This is a genomic window from Nocardia nova (genome assembly GCF_002933465.1).
Taxonomy (GTDB): domain Bacteria; phylum Actinomycetota; class Actinomycetes; order Mycobacteriales; family Mycobacteriaceae; genus Nocardia; species Nocardia nova_B.
Genome location: NZ_PSZE01000040.1, coordinates 1 through 19,595 on the forward strand (window position 1 = coordinate 1; position 19,595 = coordinate 19,595).

Annotated in this window: 23 protein-coding genes; 9 read left to right on the forward strand and 14 right to left on the reverse strand. The window is 68.1% G+C overall.

Going from position 1 to position 19,595, the window contains the following annotated elements:
- Positions 1-96 precede the first annotated feature (96 nt).
- Positions 97-354: a hypothetical protein gene (locus tag C5E41_RS30275; protein ID WP_181063491.1), complete on the reverse strand. Its 258-nt coding sequence runs from the start codon at positions 352-354 to the stop codon at positions 97-99.
- Between the two features lie 63 nt (positions 355-417).
- Complete coding sequence (locus C5E41_RS30280) at positions 418-645, reverse strand: deoxyribodipyrimidine photolyase (protein ID WP_258081365.1); 228 nt, start codon at positions 643-645, stop codon at positions 418-420.
- A 166-nt stretch (positions 646-811) separates the two neighbouring features.
- Between C5E41_RS30280 and C5E41_RS30285 the strand changes: the two genes are divergently transcribed.
- Both C5E41_RS30285 and C5E41_RS30290 read left to right on the forward strand, forming a co-directional pair.
- The gene (locus tag C5E41_RS30285; RefSeq protein ID WP_104379136.1) at positions 812-1,474 is read left to right on the forward strand and encodes a lysophospholipid acyltransferase family protein; all 663 of its coding nucleotides are present in this window, start codon (positions 812-814) and stop codon (positions 1,472-1,474) included.
- An 85-nt stretch (positions 1,475-1,559) separates the two neighbouring features.
- The gene (locus C5E41_RS30290; RefSeq protein WP_104379137.1) at positions 1,560-2,207 is read left to right on the forward strand and encodes a histone deacetylase; all 648 of its coding nucleotides are present in this window, start codon (positions 1,560-1,562) and stop codon (positions 2,205-2,207) included.
- A 22-nt stretch (positions 2,208-2,229) separates the two neighbouring features.
- On the opposite strand, the gene C5E41_RS30295 is transcribed toward C5E41_RS30290, so the two are convergent.
- A complete protein-coding gene (locus C5E41_RS30295; protein ID WP_104379138.1) occupies positions 2,230-3,126 on the reverse strand; it encodes a LysR family transcriptional regulator in 897 nt (298 codons plus the stop codon).
- Positions 3,127-3,197: 71 nt separating this feature from the next.
- Here C5E41_RS30295 and dapA point away from each other — a divergent pair, with 71 nt between their 5' ends.
- Positions 3,198-4,076, forward strand: coding sequence for a 4-hydroxy-tetrahydrodipicolinate synthase (dapA, locus tag C5E41_RS30300; protein WP_104379139.1), 879 nt, complete (start codon positions 3,198-3,200; stop codon positions 4,074-4,076).
- A 116-nt stretch (positions 4,077-4,192) separates the two neighbouring features.
- Here dapA and C5E41_RS30305 read toward each other — a convergent pair whose 3' ends face one another.
- Positions 4,193-4,396, reverse strand: coding sequence for a hypothetical protein (locus tag C5E41_RS30305; protein WP_104379167.1), 204 nt, complete (start codon positions 4,394-4,396; stop codon positions 4,193-4,195).
- 82 nt (positions 4,397-4,478) lie between these two features.
- Positions 4,479-4,712 carry a BldC family transcriptional regulator gene (locus tag C5E41_RS30310; protein ID WP_051025198.1) on the reverse strand — a complete coding sequence of 78 codons (234 nt, stop codon included), beginning with the start codon at positions 4,710-4,712 and terminating at the stop codon, positions 4,479-4,481.
- Between the two features lie 221 nt (positions 4,713-4,933).
- Here C5E41_RS30310 and C5E41_RS30315 point away from each other — a divergent pair, with 221 nt between their 5' ends.
- The 5 genes from C5E41_RS30315 (at position 4,934) to C5E41_RS30335 (ending at position 7,896) form a co-directional block, all read left to right on the forward strand.
- Positions 4,934-5,272 (forward strand): DUF4229 domain-containing protein, encoded by a 339-nt coding sequence (locus C5E41_RS30315; protein ID WP_030516232.1) that lies wholly within the window; start codon positions 4,934-4,936, stop codon positions 5,270-5,272.
- Positions 5,273-5,430: 158 nt separating this feature from the next.
- Positions 5,431-6,516, forward strand: coding sequence for a PLP-dependent cysteine synthase family protein (locus C5E41_RS30320; protein WP_104379140.1), 1,086 nt, complete (start codon positions 5,431-5,433; stop codon positions 6,514-6,516).
- 95 nt (positions 6,517-6,611) lie between these two features.
- Positions 6,612-6,833 (forward strand): helix-turn-helix domain-containing protein, encoded by a 222-nt coding sequence (locus tag C5E41_RS30325; RefSeq protein WP_104379141.1) that lies wholly within the window; start codon positions 6,612-6,614, stop codon positions 6,831-6,833.
- Positions 6,833-7,423, forward strand: a complete 591-nt coding sequence (locus tag C5E41_RS30330; RefSeq protein ID WP_104379142.1) for a Clp protease N-terminal domain-containing protein — start codon at positions 6,833-6,835, stop codon at positions 7,421-7,423. The genes C5E41_RS30325 and C5E41_RS30330 overlap by 1 nt, the downstream gene beginning before the upstream one ends.
- Before the next feature lie 83 nt (positions 7,424-7,506).
- Positions 7,507-7,896 carry a phage holin family protein gene (locus tag C5E41_RS30335; protein WP_039781154.1) on the forward strand — a complete coding sequence of 130 codons (390 nt, stop codon included), beginning with the start codon at positions 7,507-7,509 and terminating at the stop codon, positions 7,894-7,896.
- 20 nt (positions 7,897-7,916) lie between these two features.
- On the opposite strand, the gene C5E41_RS30340 is transcribed toward C5E41_RS30335, so the two are convergent.
- Positions 7,917-8,786 (reverse strand): 1,4-dihydroxy-2-naphthoate polyprenyltransferase, encoded by an 870-nt coding sequence (locus C5E41_RS30340; RefSeq protein ID WP_104379168.1) that lies wholly within the window; start codon positions 8,784-8,786, stop codon positions 7,917-7,919.
- Positions 8,787-9,224: 438 nt separating this feature from the next.
- On the opposite strand from C5E41_RS30340, the gene C5E41_RS30345 reads away from it, so the two are divergent.
- A complete protein-coding gene (locus C5E41_RS30345; protein ID WP_258081366.1) occupies positions 9,225-12,596 on the forward strand; it encodes an AfsR/SARP family transcriptional regulator in 3,372 nt (1,123 codons plus the stop codon).
- 113 nt (positions 12,597-12,709) lie between these two features.
- Here the strand turns inward: C5E41_RS30345 and C5E41_RS30350 are convergent, their stop codons facing one another.
- From C5E41_RS30350 to C5E41_RS30385, 8 genes are all read right to left on the reverse strand, one after another.
- Complete coding sequence (locus C5E41_RS30350; RefSeq protein WP_104379144.1) at positions 12,710-13,549, reverse strand: ABC transporter permease; 840 nt, start codon at positions 13,547-13,549, stop codon at positions 12,710-12,712.
- A 43-nt stretch (positions 13,550-13,592) separates the two neighbouring features.
- Complete coding sequence (locus C5E41_RS30355) at positions 13,593-14,624, reverse strand: ATP-binding cassette domain-containing protein (protein WP_104379145.1); 1,032 nt, start codon at positions 14,622-14,624, stop codon at positions 13,593-13,595.
- Between the two features lie 197 nt (positions 14,625-14,821).
- Positions 14,822-15,955 (reverse strand): o-succinylbenzoate--CoA ligase, encoded by a 1,134-nt coding sequence (gene menE / locus C5E41_RS30360; protein WP_104379169.1) that lies wholly within the window; start codon positions 15,953-15,955, stop codon positions 14,822-14,824.
- 101 nt (positions 15,956-16,056) lie between these two features.
- A complete protein-coding gene (locus C5E41_RS30365) occupies positions 16,057-16,407 on the reverse strand; it encodes a DUF3349 domain-containing protein (protein ID WP_181063492.1) in 351 nt (116 codons plus the stop codon).
- 40 nt (positions 16,408-16,447) lie between these two features.
- Entirely contained in the window at positions 16,448-16,726 is a 279-nt protein-coding gene (locus C5E41_RS30370) for a hypothetical protein (protein ID WP_063015400.1), read from the reverse strand.
- Positions 16,726-18,063 carry an inorganic phosphate transporter gene (locus C5E41_RS30375; protein ID WP_104379146.1) on the reverse strand — a complete coding sequence of 446 codons (1,338 nt, stop codon included), beginning with the start codon at positions 18,061-18,063 and terminating at the stop codon, positions 16,726-16,728. Before C5E41_RS30375 ends, C5E41_RS30370 begins: the two co-directional genes overlap by 1 nt.
- Positions 18,064-18,144: 81 nt before the next feature.
- Positions 18,145-18,540, reverse strand: a complete 396-nt coding sequence (locus C5E41_RS30380) for a VOC family protein (RefSeq protein WP_104379147.1) — start codon at positions 18,538-18,540, stop codon at positions 18,145-18,147.
- Between the two features lie 117 nt (positions 18,541-18,657).
- Entirely contained in the window at positions 18,658-19,551 is an 894-nt protein-coding gene (locus C5E41_RS30385) for a 1,4-dihydroxy-2-naphthoyl-CoA synthase (protein WP_104379171.1), read from the reverse strand.
- Between the last annotated feature and the right edge of the window lie 44 nt (positions 19,552-19,595).

Below are 19,595 nucleotides of genomic sequence, written 5' to 3' on the forward strand. Positions count from 1 at the left end.
TCAAGAACCGCGACCTCGGCCGCGTCCCCGCCGCCGGCACAACTGAAGAATGAACCATCAAACCGAGCCGAGCAGATGGTCCAAATTGAGATTCCGTCAGATGGTCCGGGTTCGCGTGCCGTTGACAGGGATATGGTGCTCAGCGATTGCGCGGAAATGCGCGGCCGCGTCGGCGCGGGTGGAGCGGTGTGTGATCCACGCAGTGGCGACGCGGCCGTGCTCATCTTCCGGCCAGTTCAGCTTCCAGTCGCTCGTCGGGGCGTACAGCGCGGCGATGTTCTCCGGATCGCCGCCGGCCATGCGGGCCAGCAGATCTTCGACGACGATGCGGGTGAGCGCGGCATCATTCACCATTCCGACTTTGCCCGTGTGGACTCCGCGAGTCCATTACCTCCGACGTCATGCGAATCGAACGATTCAGGATTTCTTGCTGGGGATGACGATGACCACGATGAGGGTCAGGATGCTGAAGAACAGGCCCAGTAGACCCCACCCGAACGGGTTGCGGCCTTTGGCTGCGGCGATGGCGGCGCAGATGAACGCGGCGATGATGCTGCCGATGGCGACGAAGATTCCTTTGATGCCGCGCAGAATGAATCCGGCCGCTTCCGGATCGGTGTGGGCGGCTGCCAGCAACAAGTTCATGATCACTCCTCCTGTGCCGCGACCTTCCGTGCCGAATAATCCGGCCCTCGGCATCCGGCACTGACCCTCGGCCGACGTCCGTCCCCCGCGCACATCGGCGAGACCCGAACATGTCGGTGCCCCATGGGAGAATCGAATTCGTCGAGACTTGAACCGGGGGGTGGAAATGAACGAGCAATCCGGGCGTCGGCCCAAGGGGTTGGGTAAGCGGGCATGGCTTACCACGCAGTTCGTGCGACGGATTCTGCGCACGCTGGCGTGGGCGAATGTCGTGCACGTCACCGTGACGGGCCGAGAGCTGGTGCCGAAGGCGGGGCCGGTGATCGTGGCGAGCAATCACATCTCGATGCTGGACGCGGTATTCCTGTGGGGCGCGTTGCGACGCAGGGCAATTGCCATCGCTATGGCCGAGCTGTGGTCGTGGCCGGTGGTCGGGTGGCTGGTGCGACGGCTGGGGCATATTCCGGTGGTGCGGCGCGACAGTGCATCCGGGCAGTCGGCGATGGCGCAGGCGGAACAGATTCTGCGATACGGCGGGGTGCTGATCATCTATCCGGAAGGGCGGCTGGTCGCACCGGGCGAGAGTGAACCGTACAAACCGGGAGTGGCGAAACTGGCATTGGCGACCGGAGTTCCGATCGTCCCGGTGGGGACCACTGGGACCGACCGCGTGTTGCCGATGCGCCGCATCCGCGGCGACGGCCCCGCGTTCGACCGCCGCCAGCGGGTGCGCATCCACTTCGGCACGCCCATCGATCCCGCGGAATTCGACGATCCGGAGAAATTACTCGATCACCTGCGCCGGCGCATCGAGGACCTGCGGGAATGAGCTCGGCGGCCGGCAGATGCCGACGGCTCGGCGGCATCCTCCCGTAGGGTCGGCATGTGCGCACTCCGGATGGAACCGAGCTCCGATGACCGCGGAGCGCGTCTGGTACGCCGCTTACGGATCCAATTTGTTCGAGAAGCGGTTCACGTACTACCGGGCGGGCGGCAACCCGCCGGGCACCCCGCGTCTCTACGGGGGTTTCCGAGATCCCACGCCGCCCGCGCGGAACCGTCCGCTGTCCCTGTCCGGATGCGTCTATTTCGCCGGGCAGAGCCCGGTGTGGAGCGGCGGCGTCGCGTTCTACGCCCACCGGCCGCCACCGGGCTGGCCGGCCGGCGCGGCCGCGCGTGGCTACCTGCTGACCGTCGGCCAGTTCAGCGATCTGATGGCCCAGGAGATGCACCGCCAGCCCGGAGAAGGCCCCGACTTCGATCCGTCCGAGGTGGTTCTCCAGGGCTACGTCCAACTCGGCGACGGCCGCTACGAAACCCTGTGGCACGTCGACGACGTGGACGGCATCCCGGTCCTGACCTTCACCTCCCCGGGCAGCCCGCTGACCGCCGACCTGACCAAACCGTCCGCGCGCTACCTCGGCATGCTGGCCGGCGGTCTCGGCGAATCCCACGGCTGGCCTCCGGACCGCATCCTGCACTACCTGTCCGAACTCCCGGGCGTGCGAGACTACTGGGAACCGGAAGAACTCCGAGGAGTGGTCGACGGCCTAAGCCTCTGATGTGGCGGCCGGGCTGCCCACGTCAGGTGAGCTCTTCCACCGGGGGGATGGTTCCGGTGGTGGCGTGCAGGGCGGTGCGGGCGGCAGAGATCGTGGGGTGGGTGCGGGTGCCGGCGCGGTAGGCGATCCGGGTGCGACGGCGAATGGGGAGCGCGGTCAATTCGACCGGGGTGGTGTCGGTTTCGGGATGGAGGGGAATCGCGAGCTGGGGGATGAACGCGACCCCCTGCCCGGCGGCGACCAGGGCGATGACGGTGCCGAAATCGTCGGAGCGGTGGCGGATATGGGGGACGAAACCCGCTGCCTCGCAAGCTCTTACGGTCATGGTGTGGCAGAGGGTGCCGGGTGTTCCGGAGATCCATGCCGCATCGCGGTAGGCGGACAGCGGCTGGGTGGTGCGGGCGGCCAGGTAGACCGGCTCCTCCAGGAACGGTTCGGTGTCCAGGCCGGCCTCCGGTTCGGCGGGCACGTAGTCGTACTCCTGGATGAGCGCGATATCCAGAGTGCCGGCGCGCAGTGCCGCGGGCACGGCCGCCGGATCGAGTTCCGTCACATGCAGTTCCAAGCGCGGATGAGCCCGGCTGAGCGAGACCAGCGCATGCGGCAGGATCCGCTGCACGGCGGTGGGGAAGGCGCCGATGTGCAGGGCGCCGGTGAGCTCGGCCGTGGCCAGTTCGGCCTCCGCCTGTTCCAGGATCGCGAGGACCGCTTCGGTATGTTCCACCAGGCGGCTCGCCGCCGCGGTGAGGGTGACGCGGCGACCGCTGCGTTCCAGTAGCGTGACTCCTGCCTCGCGTTCCAGGGCGGTGAGCTGCTGGGATACCGCCGACGGGGTGTAGGACATGGCTTCGGCGACCGCAGCAATCGTCCGGCGATGGGCCAATTCCCGCAGCAGCCGTAGGCGGCGAACATCAAGCATGAGTTCAGCTTAAGCTCGATAGAAGATTTGTGAACTGGACCTGAATCAACGCCTCGACGAGGGTAGGTGGCATGACGTTCAGCGGTCTCTTCGTTCCACTCGTCACGCCGTTCACGGCGGACGGCGAGCTGGCCGGCGACGCACTGGGCCGGCTCGCGCACGAGGTCCTCGATGCGGGCGCCTCCGGACTCGTCGCCCTGGGTACCACCGGTGAGCCGGCCACCCTGACGGCGGAGGAGAAGCGCCGGGTCGTCGACATCTGCGCCCAGGTCTGCGCCGAGCGTGACGTGCCGCTGATCGTGGGCACCGGCTCGAATTCGACCGCCGATTCCGAGCACGCATTGGCCGTGCTGGACGAGCGAGTCTCGGCGGCGCTCACGGTGGTCCCGTATTACACGAAACCCTCGCAGCGTGGCGTCGTGGAACATTTCCGGCGGCTCGCGCACCGGAGCCCGGTGCCGCTGCTGATCTACAACGTCCCGCATCGCACGGGCCGGCCGCTCGATACGGAAACCTTGACGGAACTGGCCGAACTGCCGAATGTCGCGGGCTTCAAACATGCCGTCGGCGTCGTCGACGAGACCACCGTCGCGTGGCTGGCTGCCGTCGGCGAACGGACGACGGTCTTGTGTGGCGACGATCTGTACGCGGCGCCGCTGCTGGCGATGGGCGCACAGGGGGCCATTCTGACCTGCTCGAATGTAGCGCCCGCGGCCTATGCGGAGTTGATCGCGGCCTGGCGGGACGGACGGATCGAGGCGGCGCGGAAAATCGGCAACCGGTTGGTCGCGCTCGCGCGGGCGCTGTTCGCCGAGGCCAATCCGACTGTGGTGAAAGGGGTCCTCGCGGCACAGGGCCGGATACCGAGCGCGCGCGTGCGCCTGCCGCTATTGCCCGCGTGCGCCGATTCGGTCTCGGCGGCACTGGCCGCGGCCGGCCCCATCGGCTGAGCGCGCAGCAAGCCGATCGCCCGAGCGTGCGTCGGCCCGATCGGACCGATGCACGCGGCAACGCCTGTCGGCCGCGCCCGCAGCGGGGTTCATCACCCGAGGTGACAATATGCGCGTCAGTGATCCGAGCCGGAATCGCCGTCGCGATGTTGGCGGGATATCCGCCACAGGAATTCGGGATCGTCATCGGGACCCACGACTCGACGTCTCTTTTCGGGTCCTCGTCCGATGCCGATCCGGGGCGCATGGTCCGGTCCGAACGCTTTCCAGCACAGCACCGCAACAGCCACGACCGCGATGAGTGCCAACAGGTACGCCACGTCGCTCACCTCCTGACATCGAGGGTAATCCCGTGCGCGTACCTGTCGCACTGTGACCGCCGGAATGAGCGGTCTTGTCGGCTCAGGGGCGGGTCGCCTCGGTGGTCAGCGACTTCAGCAGCTGCATTACTTCGGACTCACGGAAGCGGCGATGTCCGCCCGGGGTGCGCAGCGAACCCAGCCGCCCGGCGTGTGCCCATCGAGTGACCGTTTTCGGATCGACGTGGAACAGCGCCGCCACCTGGCCCGGGGTCAGGAGGGCCTCCTGGCCGTTGACGGAACCCAACGTGCGGCTCGCCGCGGTGATCGCAGTCATTCGCAAACCTTTCCGTAATCGACAGATCCCTCATCAGATAGCGACATCGTTGCACCCGGACCCCCAGGTGTTCGAACGATCTAACGTTGGTAAAGGGGAAGTAATAGACAAAACGGATATACATACGGCTGGGTTCGTTGCCTCGGCGAATATCCGGCGATCGAATTCAGGGGACGCGGGCAGGTCGGAACGGGTGCGGCGGCGTCGCCTACCCTGGTCGTGTGAGTGAAGCATCCCGATCCGACGACGCCGCGAGCGATCGGGCCCCGGCCTCGGCGGGTCGGCGGCTCGCGCGCAACCTGGCGCTGTACACCCTGGCCCGGCTGGCTCTGGTCGCCGTGATCGCCGCGATCATCCTGGTGGTGGCGCATGTGGTGAACGTCGACATCCCGCTGATCGTCGCGCTGCTGTTCGCGTTGGTCGTGGCGATGCCGCTGTCGCTGGTGCTGTTCAAGCGGCTGCGGGCGCGCGTGAACGAGGACATCGCGGCGGTCGACGAGAAGCGCCGCAACGACAAAGCGAACCTGCGAGCTCGCCTGCGCGGCGAGGAGGCGCAGTGAGCGACAATCGCGTAGCGGCTCGCTGCGCCGACCGGGTGCGGGTGTCCCGCATGGCACAGGAGGCGCAGTGAGCGACAATCGCGTAGCGGCTCGCTGCGCCGACCGGGTGCGGGTGTCCCGCATGGCACGGGAGTCGCAGTGAGCGAGCGGGTGCTGCGGTGAAGTACTGCGATCGCAGTACTTCGCGGGAGTGGGTCGACAATGCGGTGCGGCTGATCGAGGCTGATGCGCAGCGCAGCGCCGACACCCATCTGCTGCGGTATCCGCTGCCGCCCGAATGGGGTGTGCGGCTGTATCTCAAGGACGAGTCCACTCATCCGACCGGCAGTTTGAAACATCGGCTGGCCCGTTCGCTGTTTCTCTATGCGATCTGCAACGGCTGGGTGCGCGAGGGGATGACGATCGTCGAGGCGTCCTCGGGATCGACGGCGATCAGCGAGGCCTATTTCGCGAAACTGCTCGGCCTGGACTTCGTCTCGGTGGTGCCGGCGAAGACCTCGCCCGAGAAGATCGCTCTGATCGAGGCGCAGGGCGGCCGATGCCATTTCGTCGACCGCGCGCCCGATATCTATACCGAGGCCGTGCGCCTGGCCGCCGAGTGCGACGGCCACTACATGGACCAGTTCACCTACGCCGAACGGGCCACCGACTGGCGCGGTAACAACAACATCGCCGAATCCATCTATCAGCAAATGGTTTTGGAGACCCATCCGGTCCCGGACTGGGTGGTGGTCGGCGCGGGCACCGGCGGTACCAGCGCGACCATCGGCCGGTATATCCGCTACCGGCGCCACGCCACCCGGCTGGCCGTGGTCGATCCGGAGAATTCGGCGTTCTACGGCGGGTACGAGGTCGGCGACCCGGGATATCAGACCGGTATGCCATCGCGAATCGAGGGCATCGGCCGGCCGCGGGTGGAGCCTTCCTTCATCGGCGATGTGGTCGACCGGATGATCGAGGTGCCCGACGCCGCTTCCATCGCCGCATGCCGCCATGCCAGCGATGTGCTCGGCCGGCGGGTGGGCGGCTCCACCGGAACCAATCTGTGGGGCGCGTTCGCGCTCATCGCCGAGATGAACGCCGCCGGCCGCGAGGGCAGCGTGGTGACGCTGCTATGCGACGGCGGGGACCGTTATGCCGGAACGTATTTCAACGACGAGTGGGTTGCGGGCCAGGGGCTGGACCTCACCGATTCGCACGCGATTCTCGACGAATTCACCGCCACGGGTATCTGGACAGCCTGAGTCGGCGGACCACTCCATCATTGTTCGCCGCGGGGGAACATGCCTGATGTCAATTTTGATTGACACGCCCGCGATGTCAACGTAAATTGACGTACATGAGTGAAGCGACAACGCTGGCGGCCGCCGCGGGCAGTCCCGACCCCCAGGTCGGGCTGCGGGCGGTGCTCGCGCTGCGGCGATTGCTCGAGCGGCTCGAGGCGATCCAGGTGGCCAATGCCCGTCAGCAGGGCTGGTCCTGGCAAGCCATCGCCGAGGCGCTCGAGGTCAGTCGGCAGGCGGTCCATCAGAAGTACAACCGGAAAGGCGGAATCCGCTGATGTTCGAAAGATTTGCCAAGGCGGCGCGCTCCGCCGTCGTGGACGCGCAGGAGGAAGCGCGTGAATTGCGTTCGCCCAGTATCGATGTCGAACACCTGCTGCTGGGGCTCGCCACCTGCGCCGATGACCAGTTGCGACACGTGCTGGAGGACAACGGCATCTCCGCCGAAGCTATTCGGCGCGCGCTGCCGAGCCGGGCGCAGACGGAGGAACCGCTGGGTGAGGAGGACGCGGCCGCGCTGAAGTCGATCGGCATCGATCTGGACGCGGTGCGAGACAGTGTGCGGGCCACCTTCGGTGAGGGCGCCTTCGACGAGGCCGTGCCGGTTCCGGACCAGGGCCGCGGGCGTTTCCGGTTCGGTGGCGGAATGCGCTTCGGCCACATCCCTTTCACCCGCGAGGCCAAGAAGGCGCTGGAACTATCACTGCGCGAGGCGATCTCCCGCGGTGACGATCGCATCGAGGCGGGGCACGTGCTGCTCGGCATCCTGCGCGCGCCCAACCCGACCACGCGAGAACTGCTGGGCGGGAACGAAGGGATGGAACGAGTGCGCGACGCGGTCCAGGAGATGCTCGACCGCGCGGCGTGAGGGCGAGCGCACCGTCACCAGGGGCGGGGACGGGTCGCAGCGCGTGACCGGTGACCCGCCTCGTCCGCCGTTAGCATTGCCGCATGGCACTTCTGCTCCGTTTGGCGATCAACGCCCTCGCGATCTGGCTCGCGGCGGCCTGGGTCGGCGGTATCGAATTGAAGGATCCGCCCGATGCGGGCACCGGCGGCAAGATTCTCGTCGTGGTCTGCGTCGCGATCGTCTTCGGGCTGGTCAACGCGCTGATCAAGCCGATCGTGAAATTGCTGTCACTACCGCTGGTGATCGTCACGCTGGGCCTGTTCCTGCTGGTGATCAACGCTCTCATGCTGTGGCTGACCGCCAAGATCACCGAAACCACCGATTACGGCCTGCGGGTCGACGGGTTCTGGGCGGCGATCTTCGGTGCCGTCATCGTGACCCTCGTCAACTGGGTGCTCGGCGTCTTGGTTCCCGAGGGCGGCCGGGACTGACGCCGCGGTGCGGCAGTTCGTCAGCCGAGGCCGAGCGCCAGTGCGGTGAGCAGGGACCAGCCCAGCATCGCCAAGCCGGTATCGCGCAGCGAGGGGATCAATCCCGGCCCCTGCTGCCCACCGCGCACCGGGGCGTTGGATCGGACGGCGAGCGGTATCGCCAGCAGGCTCACCAGGGCCCACGGGGTGCGCAGCACCAGCAGCAGCGAGGCGACGAACGGGACCATCATCAGCACCAGATGCAGTGTGCGGGTGCGGGTGTCGCCCAGTTTGACGGCGAGGGTGGTCTTCCCGGTCGCCGAATCGGTGGGGATGTCGCGCAGATTGTTGGTGACCAGCACCGCGCTGGAGAAGGCGCCGACCGCGATCGCGCCGACCAGTCCGGCCCAGTCGAGCCGTTCGGCCTGGACGAATTCGGTGCCCAGCACCGCGACCAAGCCAAAGAAGACGAAGACGGCGATCTCACCGAAACCGCTGTAGCCGTAGGGTTTACTGCCGCCGGTGTAGAACCAGGCGCCGGCCAGGCAGGCCGCGCCGATCAGCAGCAGCCACCACGCGGTGGTGATCACCAGGACCAACCCGAAGATCGCGCCCACGCTCAGGCAGGCGATCGCCGCGCCGCGCACCGCGGCCGGACTCGCCAGACCCGAACCGACCAGTCGCAGCGGGCCCACGCGCTCGTCGTCGGTGCCGCGAATGCCGTCGGAATAGTCGTTGGCGTAGTTGACGCCGATGATCAGAGCCAGCGAAACGAGCAGGCTCAGCAGGGCCTTCCACCACACCGCGGCATCCAGCGACGCGGCCGCGCCGGTGCCGACGAGGACCGGGGCGATCGCATTGGGCAGCGTCCGCGGGCGGGCGCCTTCTAGCCATTGTGCTGCACTAGCCATATCCGGCAGCCTAATGGTGGTGGCCCGGAGGCGGCAGCGCAGCGTCACCACGGAGGGCTTCACCATTGGGCGAAATCGACACAGCCTAATGGTGGTGGCCCGGAGGCGGCAGCGCAGCGTCACCACGGAGGGCTTCACCATTGGGCGAAATCGGCACAGCCTAATGGTGGTGGCCCGGAGGCGGCAGCGCAGCATCACTGCCCACTGTCGATAACATTATTGCGATATATCGGAGTAAACTGCACGACGTGACGTGGCCCGGGGAGCGGTCGGCCCCGGGCGCAGCGCCCGATATTCATTCGACCGGTCACATACGATTGCGACGGCATGTTTCCTGATCACAGCGGCTCCGGGTCGACAGCGCGCCGCGCCCGTGCGGATGCCGGGACGACGCACACCCGGCCGGATAGCAGCGGCCGGGACGAAAGGCTGCCCGAGATGGGCCTTCGCGTGGCGCTTCTGGGGGAGGTCGCGCTGCGCCGCGACACGGATCTCGTCGCGGTGCCCGGCGCTCGGGCGCGGTTGCTGATCGCCGCGCTCGCGGTGCATCCCGGCCGCAGCCGCAGCGCTCAGGCGCTGATCGACGACATCTGGGGCGAGCAGCCACCGCGCGTACCGATGAACGCCCTGCATACGCAGGTGTCGAGATTGCGTTCGGTCTTGCCGGAGGGGGCACTGGAAATCGGCCCGGCGGGATATCGGCTGCTGCTGACCGAGGAGCAGGTCGACCTGAGTCTGGCCCGCGGCCTGGAACGGGAGGCGCGGCTGCGCTTCGAGCGCGGCGATCCCGCCGGATGCCTCGGCCTGGTGCAGCGGGCGCGCGCGCTGTGGCGGGGCGAACCCGGCGCGGATCTGCCGCCCGGTCCCGTCGCCGACGAACTGCACGAATTCGCGGCCGCGCGCTGGTCGGCGCTGGACACCGTGGAACTGGTGGCGCGTGAGGCCGCCGGCGATATCGGCGGTGCGTTGCGAGTGGCACGGCGGGCGGCCGCCGCCGAACCGCTCGACGAGCCCGCGCACGCCACCCTGATGCGCTTGCTCGCCGGCGACGGGCGTGCGAACGAGGCCCTGGAGGTCTTCGCCGGACTGCGGACGCGACTGGGCGAGGAATTGGGTGCCGACCCCGGCCCGGCGCTCGTCGCGTTGAACACCGCGATTCTGCGCGGTGACCATCCGGCCGTGGGCCCGGTGCAGCCGCACCCGGGGCAGGCCACCTCCGCGATACAACGGGTGTCCACCGCCCAGCACGCGCTGTCACCGGAACCGTACGGGCACCCGGAAACCGCTGCCGCGCCACCGAATACGGCGCTCGGCCTGCGCGCGGCACCCAATCCGTTGCTCGGCCGCGACGGCGATCTGGTGGCACTGGAGAAGCTTGTCCAGGAGTTCCGGGTGACGACCGTGCTCGGTCCGGGCGGCACCGGCAAGACGCGCGTCGCCAACGAGCTGGGCGCGCGAATCGCGGGCAAGCAGGCGGTGGCGCTGGTCGAATTGGCCTCGCTACGTGCCGCTTCCGACGGCGACCCCGGCGAGCGCAACGCCGCGACCTGCGCCGAGATCGAGGCGGCCATCGGGGCGGTCCTCGGTGTCAACGAATACTCCCGCGAAGCGAATGTGTTGCGCCGCAACCAGACCATCGACGGCCGGCGCCGGTTGCGGGAGGCGCTGTCGCTGCGTCCCGTCCTGTTGATCCTGGACAACTGTGAACATCTCATCGACGCGGCCGCCGAGGTGGTCGCCGACCTGGTCGGCAGTTGTGAACATCTGACAGTGGTGACCACCAGCCGGGCGCCGCTGGCGATCACGGCGGAGACGGTATATCCGTTGCCGCCCTTGGCGATCGACGCGCAGGGCTCCCCGGCCACCGAGCTGTTCGTCAGCCGGGCGCGGGCGGTGCGACCCTCGGCCAGGCTGGATCCGGCGGTCGTCGCCCGGTTGTGCCGCACCCTGGACGGGCTGCCGTTGGCCATCGAACTGGCCGCGGCCCGCGTGCGGACCATGAGCGTGGAGGAGATCGAAAGCCGGCTCGAACATCGCTTCGCCCTGCTGCGTTCGGGCGACCGCAGCTCACCCGCGCGTCACCGCACCCTGCACGCGGTGATCGAATGGAGCTGGAATCTGCTCGAACCCGAACAGCGCGTGGCACTGCGACGGCTGTGCCGGTTCCCTGCCGGATTCTCCTTGGAGGCAGCCGAATTCGTGGTCTCGGGCTCGGATTCGATCGACGCGGTGGCCGCTGTGGACGGGCTGGTGAGCCAGTCGCTGCTCACCGTGCTGGCCGACGACGAGATGGTCGCCACCCGCTACCGCATGCTCGAGACGGTGCGAGAATTCGGCGAGGAGCAACTGCTCGCGACCGGCGAATCCGATCTGGTGATGAATCGGATGTGTTGCTGGGCAGGGCAATTCGCGCAGGATGCGGCACTGAACTACGACGGGCCGGACCAGGTCCGCACGGTGCTGTCGCTGGCCGCCGAACTCGACAATCTGCTGGCGGTGCTGCGCCACGCCGTGGAAAACGCCGATTCCCGCACGGTGTACTCGGTGTTCGCGCCCGTCGCCATGCTGTGGGTGATGCGTGGCGCGCATATGGAGCTGATGAGCTGGGCGCCCCGGATCGTGCCGGTGCCGCCGCCCGAGGGGCCGCGCACTCGGATCGAGTCGGATCTGGAATTGCAGAGCTATATCTTCCTGGCGATGCATCTGGCCTTCGGCGAGCCCGGACTGCGTCCCCTCGCGGTGATCCGGTCCCGGGCCCGCCGCTTGCTCGCCACGGCCGACCTCACGTCCGGGGTCCGATATCTCGGCGACATGCTCTGCGCGCGAATCAATGTCGCTTACGGCGTGCGTTTGATGGCGGCGGGCACCCGCTCCGACGACGACCACGTCCGTGCCCTCGCCTTCCTGCTGCGCGCCAATATGCGGGAGAACGCGAGCTATACCGCCGGCTCGATTCGCGATGCGCGGCAAGCTCTCGCATTGGTCGAGGGCCGTGATGTCTGGGGCACCGCGATGTGCTCGCAGCATCTGGGGCAGATGGCCTCGCAGGCGGCGCGGTACGAGGAGGCCGTGGCCTACTACCGTCGCGCGGTGGAGCTGATGCAGGAGTTGCGCTGCTTCGAGGAGAGTGTGGAACTGCGCAGCTTTCTGGCGGTCTCCATGGTCGGCGCCGGACAGTTGGTCGACGCGCGGCGGGAACTCGAATATGCGCTGGGCGTCATCGACGACGGCGTCGGATTGGACGAACCGGTGACGCAGCCGAACCACCGCAAGGGGGCCGTCGTCGCCGGAATGGCGGAACTCGAACTGGCGGAAGGTGAGATCGAGCGCGGTCTGCGCACGTTCCGGCGCAGCCTGCAACTGTTCAATTGGCCGTATGCCGGGGCCGGTCCGGGGCCGGGTGACATCATTGTCGCCAGCGCCGTGCTCGATGCCCACATTCTCAACGACGCCGTGCACGAGGTGCCGGAGTTGCCCGGTCAGGTGGCCAGGGTGGCGCGAGAGCGGCTCACCCAGTTCATCGACCTCCCGCAGATCGGTGGCGCCGCCGGTGCGCTCGGTTCCTATCTGATCCGGACCGGAACCGATCCGGAAACCGGCGCGACGCTGTTGGCGATGGCGATGAAAGTCGTCGGCCGCCAAGACTATTCGTCGATGCGCTGGAATCGGCATCTGGATCTGGCGCGGGCCACCGTCGGTACGGAGACGGTCGCTGCCGGGCAGGATGCGGTCTCGAGTCTCAACCGCCGTTCGGCCGCACAGCGCATCCTCGCGATGCTGCCGGAACTGGAAACTCTGCTCGGCGCCTGAGGCGGTGGTCGCGCGATCTCCGACCGGCGTGCCGTGGGATGTGGCGACATCTGCCCGCGGCACTGTCCGCCGGTCACTTTCGCGACCGGCGGACAGTGCCGCGGTGGATTCGATCACGCCCGGCGCATGTAGGCCCGGATGGCCAGCGGGGCGAAGATCGCGATCACGACCGCCGAGCCGATCAGGCACCATGCCAGGTTGCTGCTGTAGACGTTGCCGTTCATCAGCTCGCGGCACGAATTCACCATGTAGTACACGGGATTGGCCTTGTTGATGCCCTGCATCCAGCCGGGCATGGTGCTGACCAGAGCGAACGCCCCGGACATGAAGGTCAGCGGGAACATGATCATCATCGAGATGCCCTGCACCGAGGCGGCGCTCTTACCGGTGACACCGACCAGTGCCCAGATCCAGCTGACCGCGAACGAGCAGAACACCACGACCAGACCGGCGACGACCACGCCGACGACGCCGCCCTCGGGCCGGTAGCCCAGGATCAGGCCGACCACGATGGTGAGGACGGTCGCGATGCCGTAGCGCACCATGTCGGCGATCAATGCGCCCGCCAGCGCCGAAACACGGGCGATGGGAAGGGATTTGAAGCGGTCGAAGACGCCCTTGTCCATATCCTCACGCAACTGCGTGCCGGTGACGACCGAGGTGAGCACGACCGTCTGGACCAGGATGCCCGGAATCAGCACCGGTAGATAGGCCTGCACGCTGCCGCCGATGGCGCCGCCGAAGATGTAGGCGAACAGGGCGGTGAACAGGATGGGCTGCACGGTGACGTCGAACAGCTGCTCCGGATTGTGCTTGATCTTGAGGATGCCGCGATACGCCATGGTGAGCGAGTTCGCGACGGTCCGGCGTAGTGAAATGCGGTTGCTGGCAACGGGAATCGCGGCGCGCGCGGCGTGCCGGCCGGTTGCGGGGGCGGGAAGAGTGGTGGTCACGATATGTCCTTCGGGGGAGTGGGGAACGTGGCGGGGGCCGGTCTCATGCCGCCGTGCCCTCGGAGTTGGAACCGGCGGAGTCGGATTCGGCGGCGTCGGATTCGGCGGCGTGGCCGGTGAGAGCGAAGAACACCTCGTCCAGGCTCGGCTTGCTGACGGTGATCTCGTCGACGCGGATATCGTTGTCGCGCAACCGGATCAATAGATCCGCGGTCACGCTCGGATCGCTGAGCGGGGCGGTGACGCGACCGGCCTCCGGCGAGATGCTCGCCTCGACCAGCTTGCCGTCGGCGCGGGAGAGGAATTCACCGATCAGGGTGCGGGCCCGTTCGATGACGTCGCGGTCGGCCACGGTGATCTGCAGGGCGGACTGCCCGACCGAACCCTTGAGTTCGTCGGAGGTGCCGTCGGCGATCACCCTGCCGTGGTCGATCACCGCGATGCGGTCGGCGAGTTGGTCGGCCTCGTCCAGATACTGCGTGGTGAGCAGCACGGTGGCGCCCTCGCGCACGAGCCGGCGGATGGTCTCCCACATCTGCGCGCGGGTGCGCGGATCCAGGCCGGTGGTCGGCTCGTCGAGGAACAGCAGCGGCGGCGTCGCGATCAGGCTGGCGGCCAGATCCAAGCGCCGGCGCATACCGCCGGAGAAGTTCTCCAGAGCCTTGGTCGCCGCCTCGGTGAGTCCGAATTCCTCGAGCAGTTCGGCCGCGCGGCGCTTGGCCTCGGACCGGCTCAGCCCGAGCAGCCGGGAGAAGATGATCAGGTTCTCGGTGGCGCTGGGATTTTCGTCGACCGAGGCGTACTGGCCGGTGACACCGATCAGCGAGCGGACCGCGGTGGGCTCGGCCACGACGTCGTGACCGAAGATCCGGGCCCGGCCGCCGTCGGGGCGCAGCAGGGTGGCGAGCATGCGGATGGTGGTGGTCTTGCCGGCCCCGTTCGGGCCGAGCACGCCGTAGACGGCGCCCTGCGGCACCGCCAGGCTCACGCCGTCGACGGCCCGCTGCTCCCCGAAGACCTTGACCAGCTCGTCCGCCTCGATGGCGAGTGCTTCAGCAGGTGCGTAAGAAGTCATGCCACAACCGTGCGGGGGCCGGCTTGCACCCGTCTTGCACCGCTGTTGCGCGGTAGCGCAAGAACGATCGCGGGGCCGCTTGCATGTCGCACCGCGCACGCAAGCGGCGACATCGTCGCAGGTGGAAGCGCTGGTCAGGTCTGTGACAGGGTGAGCCGTATCACCGCGGCGCGGTCAGTGTGTTCACCGCGGCGCGGTCAGTGTGTCGCCTGCTCCAGCAGGTGGTCGCGCAGCTTCACGCGATTCGGCTTGCCGGGGCCGCGCATCGGGATCTCGTCGAGGATCGCCAGTTCCCGCGGGGCGGCGATCGGGTCGAGCTCCGCCACCACGTGGGCGCGCAATTCGTCCAGCGTGGGTATCGTGCCCGGATTGGGCACCACCGCCACCGCCACCCGCTGACCCAGCCGCGGATCGGGCAGACCCAGCACCACAGCCTCGCTGATCGACGGGTGGGTGGCGAGCACGGCCTCGACGACCTGCGGGATCACCAGTAGGCCACCGGTCATGATGGCCTCGTCCAGGCGCCCGGTGATGGTCAATACGCCGTTGTCGAAGGTTCCGGCGTCCTCGGTGCGAAACCAGCCGGGCTCGGCGAACGCTGGATGGTCGGGGATGCCGCGATACCCCTTGGCCAGCATGGTCCCGCCGAGCAATACCCGCCCGTCCTCGATGCGCACCTTCGCGCCCGCCAGCGGCACGCCCTCGTAGACGCAGCCACCGCAGGTCTCGCTCATGCCGTAGGTGCGGACCACGTTGATCCCGGCCGCGCGGGCCCGGTCGAGTACCGGCTGCGGTGTCGCCGCGCCGCCGACCAGTACCGCGTCCAGGGCCGCGAGCGCCTGCGCGCCGACCGGATCGTCGAGTGCCTTGATGAGCTGCGTCGGCACCAGTGAGGTGTAGCGCCGGGGTCCGGTCATCCCGGATACCGCCGTCGCCAGCCCGCCGGGCAGGAAACCACCCGAGACGTCCAGCACCACCGGTTCGGTGCCCGCCTGGATGCTGCGCAACAGCACCTGCACTCCGGCGATGTGGTGGGTCGGCAGCGCCAGCAGCCACTGGCCCGGACCGCCGAGCCGCTCGTGGGTGGCATCTCCGCTGGCGCGCAGGGCGGCCGAGGTGAGCATCGCGCCCTTGGGGACGCCGGTGGTGCCGGAGGTGGTGACCACGAGGGCCACGTCGTCGTCGATCTCCTCACCCGGGCGCAGTGCACTGGAGAGTCGATGGGATTCCCGGCGATCGCCGGTGGGGATCGGCAGCCACGCCGGACCGTTGCCCTCCAAGGCTTCCCGCAGATGCGGCAAGACGTCACCCACCGCGGCTCCGGTGGGCATGGGGAGGGTCCGCAGGGTGGTGCTCACGTTCGCGATCGTGTCATGTCGAGGTCGATGACCCGTGAACGGGTCCGCACTTCCTTCGCTGAATCGGGGAGAAGTCAGTCCGACGTCGGTGTCGCCAGCGGCCAACCACCCGCTGCCAGGTGCGATGCCACTCGAGCGATATCGTCCTCGCCCGGCAGCTCCTTGGCAACTCGGGCGATTGCCGCCTCGATCTCGTGCTGGGCGATCTCGTCGTCGCCGGTGCGTTCGCGCACCAGCTCCTCGACCACCAGATGCACCTCGTAGTCGGTGAGCCGGCGATGCAGGACGGCCAGCAGCGCGACATAGTCCGATTGGGGCACACCCTGCGGATATCCGGCGCGCAGCCAGCCCAGCACCTTCTGCAGGACCGACGGCGTGGCCTCGTTCGATTCGGGTTGCTGTGGCGATGCGGATTCGGTGGTCACGTTTGTCCTTTCGACGATCAGGGCGGCGCCACGCGGCCGCTCAGCCTTGACCGAACAGATGGATGCCGAGTCGGGCGGCCAGAAAACCTCTGGCAACGAACAACACTCCGGCGATGACGGTCAGCAATACCACCGAATAACACAACCCCGCGCAGGCCGCAGCCGCACGCCGGCGGGTGGAATCCGGTTGTGGCGCATCTCCCGCGATCGAATGCAGCCGCACCCCGAGCGCGAAGATCGCCGGCAATCCGGCCCCGAAGATCAAGGCGGCGGCGGTGACTCGCCACAGCTCGGTCAGATCGTCGATCAGGGTCTGCATCAGAAGTTCCTTGCGGCGCGATGAGAGGCGCGTGAGTCGCCGGGTGGGGAAGTCGCGGTGTCACCCGCGGCGTCGACGGCGCCCGAATCGGTGGCGCCGGGATCGGTGCGCCCGGAATCGGCGGTGTCCACGGCCGGATCGGTGCCGGGGCCGGCGGGCCGGGATTCGACAGCCGGTCCGGTGCCGTCGGTCCCCGGCAGGCTCGTCCACTGCTCGTTCACGTTCGCGGCGTGCACCGGGGTCCGGCGCGAGCGCAGGTAGATCAGGCCGGCCGTCGCGATCAGGACGGCGAAGACGACCAGTACACCGGGCAGTCCGCCGATCAGATGCGCCAGCGCCCAGCAGATCGCACCCGCCAGCCCGGCCAGCGGCAGGGTGAACACCCAGGCCACCACCATGCGCCCGAGTACCGACCAGCGCACCTCGGCGCCCGGACGGCCCATGCCGGTACCCAGGATGGCGCCCGTCACCGTCTGCGTGGTCGACAGCGGCAACCCGAAATGCGCCGAGGTGAGAATGATCGCGGCACTGGTGGATTCGGCCGCCAGACCCTGCGGCGGGGTGATGTCGACCAGTCCCTTGCCGAGGGTTCGGATGATGCGCCAGCCGCCCAGCGAGGTGCCCGCGGCGATGGCCACCGCACAGGCCACGATCACCCACAGCGGCAGCGGGTCGCTGGGTTGAGCGGACCCGTAGGCGATGAGCGCCAGGAAGATGATGCCCATGGTCTTCTGCGCGTCGTTGGTGCCGTGGGCCAGTGACACGAGCGAGGCCGAGCCGATTTGGCCCCATCGGAAACTCCGGTTCACCACCCGCTGATCACTGCTGCGGGTGATCCGGTACACCAGCCAGGTGCCGACCGAGGCGACCAGCGCCGCGACCACGGGCGCCAGCACCGCGGGCACGATGATCTTGGTGAGCACGCCCTTCTGCCCGGCCGACCAGATCACCCCGCTCCAGCCGAGCGCGGCGATGGTGGCGCCGATCAAGCCGCCGAACAGGGCGTGTGACGAGCTGGACGGCAGACCGAAGAGCCAGGTCAGCAAATTCCACAGGATCCCGCCCACGAGGCCGGCGAAGACGATGGCGAGCAGGTCCGCACCGCCCACCTCGTCCAGTCGCACGATGCCCTCGGCGACGGTGGCGGCCACCTCGACACTGAGGAAGGCGCCGATCAGATTCAGCCCGCCGGACAGCAGCACCGCGGCGCGCGGGCGCAGGGCGCCGGTGGCGATCGAGGTCGCCATGGCGTTGGCGGTGTCGTGGAAGCCGTTGGTGAAGTCGAAAACGAGAGCCGTGACGACGACGATGAGCAGAACGAACAGTTCGGCGGTCACGCGTCCAGTGTGCGTTATCGATCCGTTAACGCGATCGCCAGGTTCCCGACATGTCCGACAGATCGGGATGGTAAGGCGGGTTCATTCCGGCGGCTTGCGGGTGTCGCGGCGCAGCGGATGTTCGGCGGGCACCTCGACCAGAACGATCGGAACGCCGTCCGGATCGCGCAGCCACATCTCGATCAGACCCCAGGGTTCGCGCACCGGCGGCCGGTCGATGGGAATGCCCCGGGTCGCCAGTTCCGTGGCCGCGACGCTCGCGTTGCGCACCTGCAACCACACCGCGCCGGCGAATCCGGCCGGGGCCGTCTCGTCGCGTCCGTGCGCGGCTACCTCGATCAGCGATTGCCCGGCGAAGAACACCGTGCCGCCCGGATACTCCCGCGCGATCGCCAATTCCAGCCCGTCTCGGTAGAAGGCCAGCGTGCGTTCGTAATCGCTCGGCCGCAGGATGATTCGACTGCTGAGGATGTCCACGAATCGAGCCTAGAGGGACCACCTCGGGCCGAGTCGTGGCTTCGCGAGGTCCGGCGCGAACCGGCGCGACTCCGTGACCGAATGCCGGCCACGGAGTCGGCGCGAGGCGAAGCGGCCTCAGAAGTAGTACGGGTAAGGACTCCAGTCCGGCCGGCGCTTCTCCAGGAACGCGTCGCGGCCCTCGATCGCCTCGTCGGTCATATAGGCCAGGCGCGTCGCCTCACCGGCGAACAGCTGCTGGCCCACCAGGCCGTCGTCGGTCAGGTTGAACGCGTATTTGAGCATGCGCTGAGCCTGCGGGGATTTCGCGAGGATGTCGGCAGTCCACTCCAGCGCCTCGTCCTCGAGCCGGTCGTGGTCGACGACCGCGTTCACCGCACCCATGTCATGCATCTGCTCGGCGGTGTAGGGGCGGCCCAGGAAGAAGATCTCCCGGGCGAATTTCTGCCCGACCATCTTCGCCAGGTAGGCACTGCCGTAGCCGCCGTCGAAGCTGCCGACATCGGCGTCGGTCTGCTTGAATCGGGCGTGCTCGCGGCTGGCCAGGGTCAGGTCGCAGACCACGTGCAGGCTGTGCCCGCCACCGGCTGCCCAGCCGTTGACCAGCGCGATGACCACCTTCGGCATGAACCGGATCAGCCGCTGCACCTCGAGGATGTGCAGGCGTCCGGCTCGGGCCTTGTCGACGGTATCGGCGGTCTCGCCGTCGGCGTACTGGTATCCGCTGCGCCCGCGGATGCGCTGATCGCCGCCGGAGCAGAACGCCCATTCACCGTCCTTGGGACTGGGGCCGTTCCCGGTGAGCAGAACCGCACCCACATCCGGCGTCGTCCGCGCGTGGTCGAGCACCCGGTACAGCTCGTCGACGGTGTGCGGCCGGAAGGCATTGCGCACCTCCGGACGATCGAAGGCCACGCGCACGGTGCCCTGTTCGATGTGCCGGTGGTAGGTGATGTCGGTCAGGTCCTCGAAACCCGCGACGGGCTCCCAGAGTTTCGGATTGAACGTCACCCGAGCCATCATGCACCCCACCCGTCACCGGCTGTTCGCCCCCG

Excerpts from the sequence above, each read along its gene's own strand:
- C5E41_RS30280 (WP_258081365.1), bottom strand. The coding sequence starts at position 645 with ATGAACTTGTTGCTGGCAGCCGCCCACACCGATCCGGAAGCGGCCGGA.
- C5E41_RS30355 (WP_104379145.1), bottom strand. The coding sequence starts at position 14,624 with ATGACTTCTTACGCACCTGCTGAAGCACTCGCCATCGAGGCGGACGAG.
- C5E41_RS30295 (WP_104379138.1), bottom strand. The coding sequence starts at position 3,126 with ATGCTTGATGTTCGCCGCCTACGGCTGCTGCGGGAATTGGCCCATCGC.
- menE (WP_104379169.1), bottom strand. The coding sequence starts at position 15,955 with ATGCCCACCGGAGCCGCGGTGGGTGACGTCTTGCCGCATCTGCGGGAA.
- dapA (WP_104379139.1), top strand. The coding sequence starts at position 3,198 with ATGACGTTCAGCGGTCTCTTCGTTCCACTCGTCACGCCGTTCACGGCG.
- C5E41_RS30275 (WP_181063491.1), bottom strand. The coding sequence starts at position 354 with ATGGTGAATGATGCCGCGCTCACCCGCATCGTCGTCGAAGATCTGCTG.
- C5E41_RS30345 (WP_258081366.1), top strand. The coding sequence starts at position 9,225 with ATGGGCCTTCGCGTGGCGCTTCTGGGGGAGGTCGCGCTGCGCCGCGAC.
- C5E41_RS30330 (WP_104379142.1), top strand. The coding sequence starts at position 6,833 with ATGTTCGAAAGATTTGCCAAGGCGGCGCGCTCCGCCGTCGTGGACGCG.
- C5E41_RS30370 (WP_063015400.1), bottom strand. The coding sequence starts at position 16,726 with ATGCAGACCCTGATCGACGATCTGACCGAGCTGTGGCGAGTCACCGCC.
- C5E41_RS30285 (WP_104379136.1), top strand. The coding sequence starts at position 812 with ATGAACGAGCAATCCGGGCGTCGGCCCAAGGGGTTGGGTAAGCGGGCA.
- C5E41_RS30340 (WP_104379168.1), bottom strand. The coding sequence starts at position 8,786 with ATGGCTAGTGCAGCACAATGGCTAGAAGGCGCCCGCCCGCGGACGCTG.
- C5E41_RS30335 (WP_039781154.1), top strand. The coding sequence starts at position 7,507 with ATGGCACTTCTGCTCCGTTTGGCGATCAACGCCCTCGCGATCTGGCTC.
- C5E41_RS30310 (WP_051025198.1), bottom strand. The coding sequence starts at position 4,712 with ATGACTGCGATCACCGCGGCGAGCCGCACGTTGGGTTCCGTCAACGGC.
- C5E41_RS30325 (WP_104379141.1), top strand. The coding sequence starts at position 6,612 with ATGAGTGAAGCGACAACGCTGGCGGCCGCCGCGGGCAGTCCCGACCCC.
- C5E41_RS30290 (WP_104379137.1), top strand. The coding sequence starts at position 1,560 with ATGACCGCGGAGCGCGTCTGGTACGCCGCTTACGGATCCAATTTGTTC.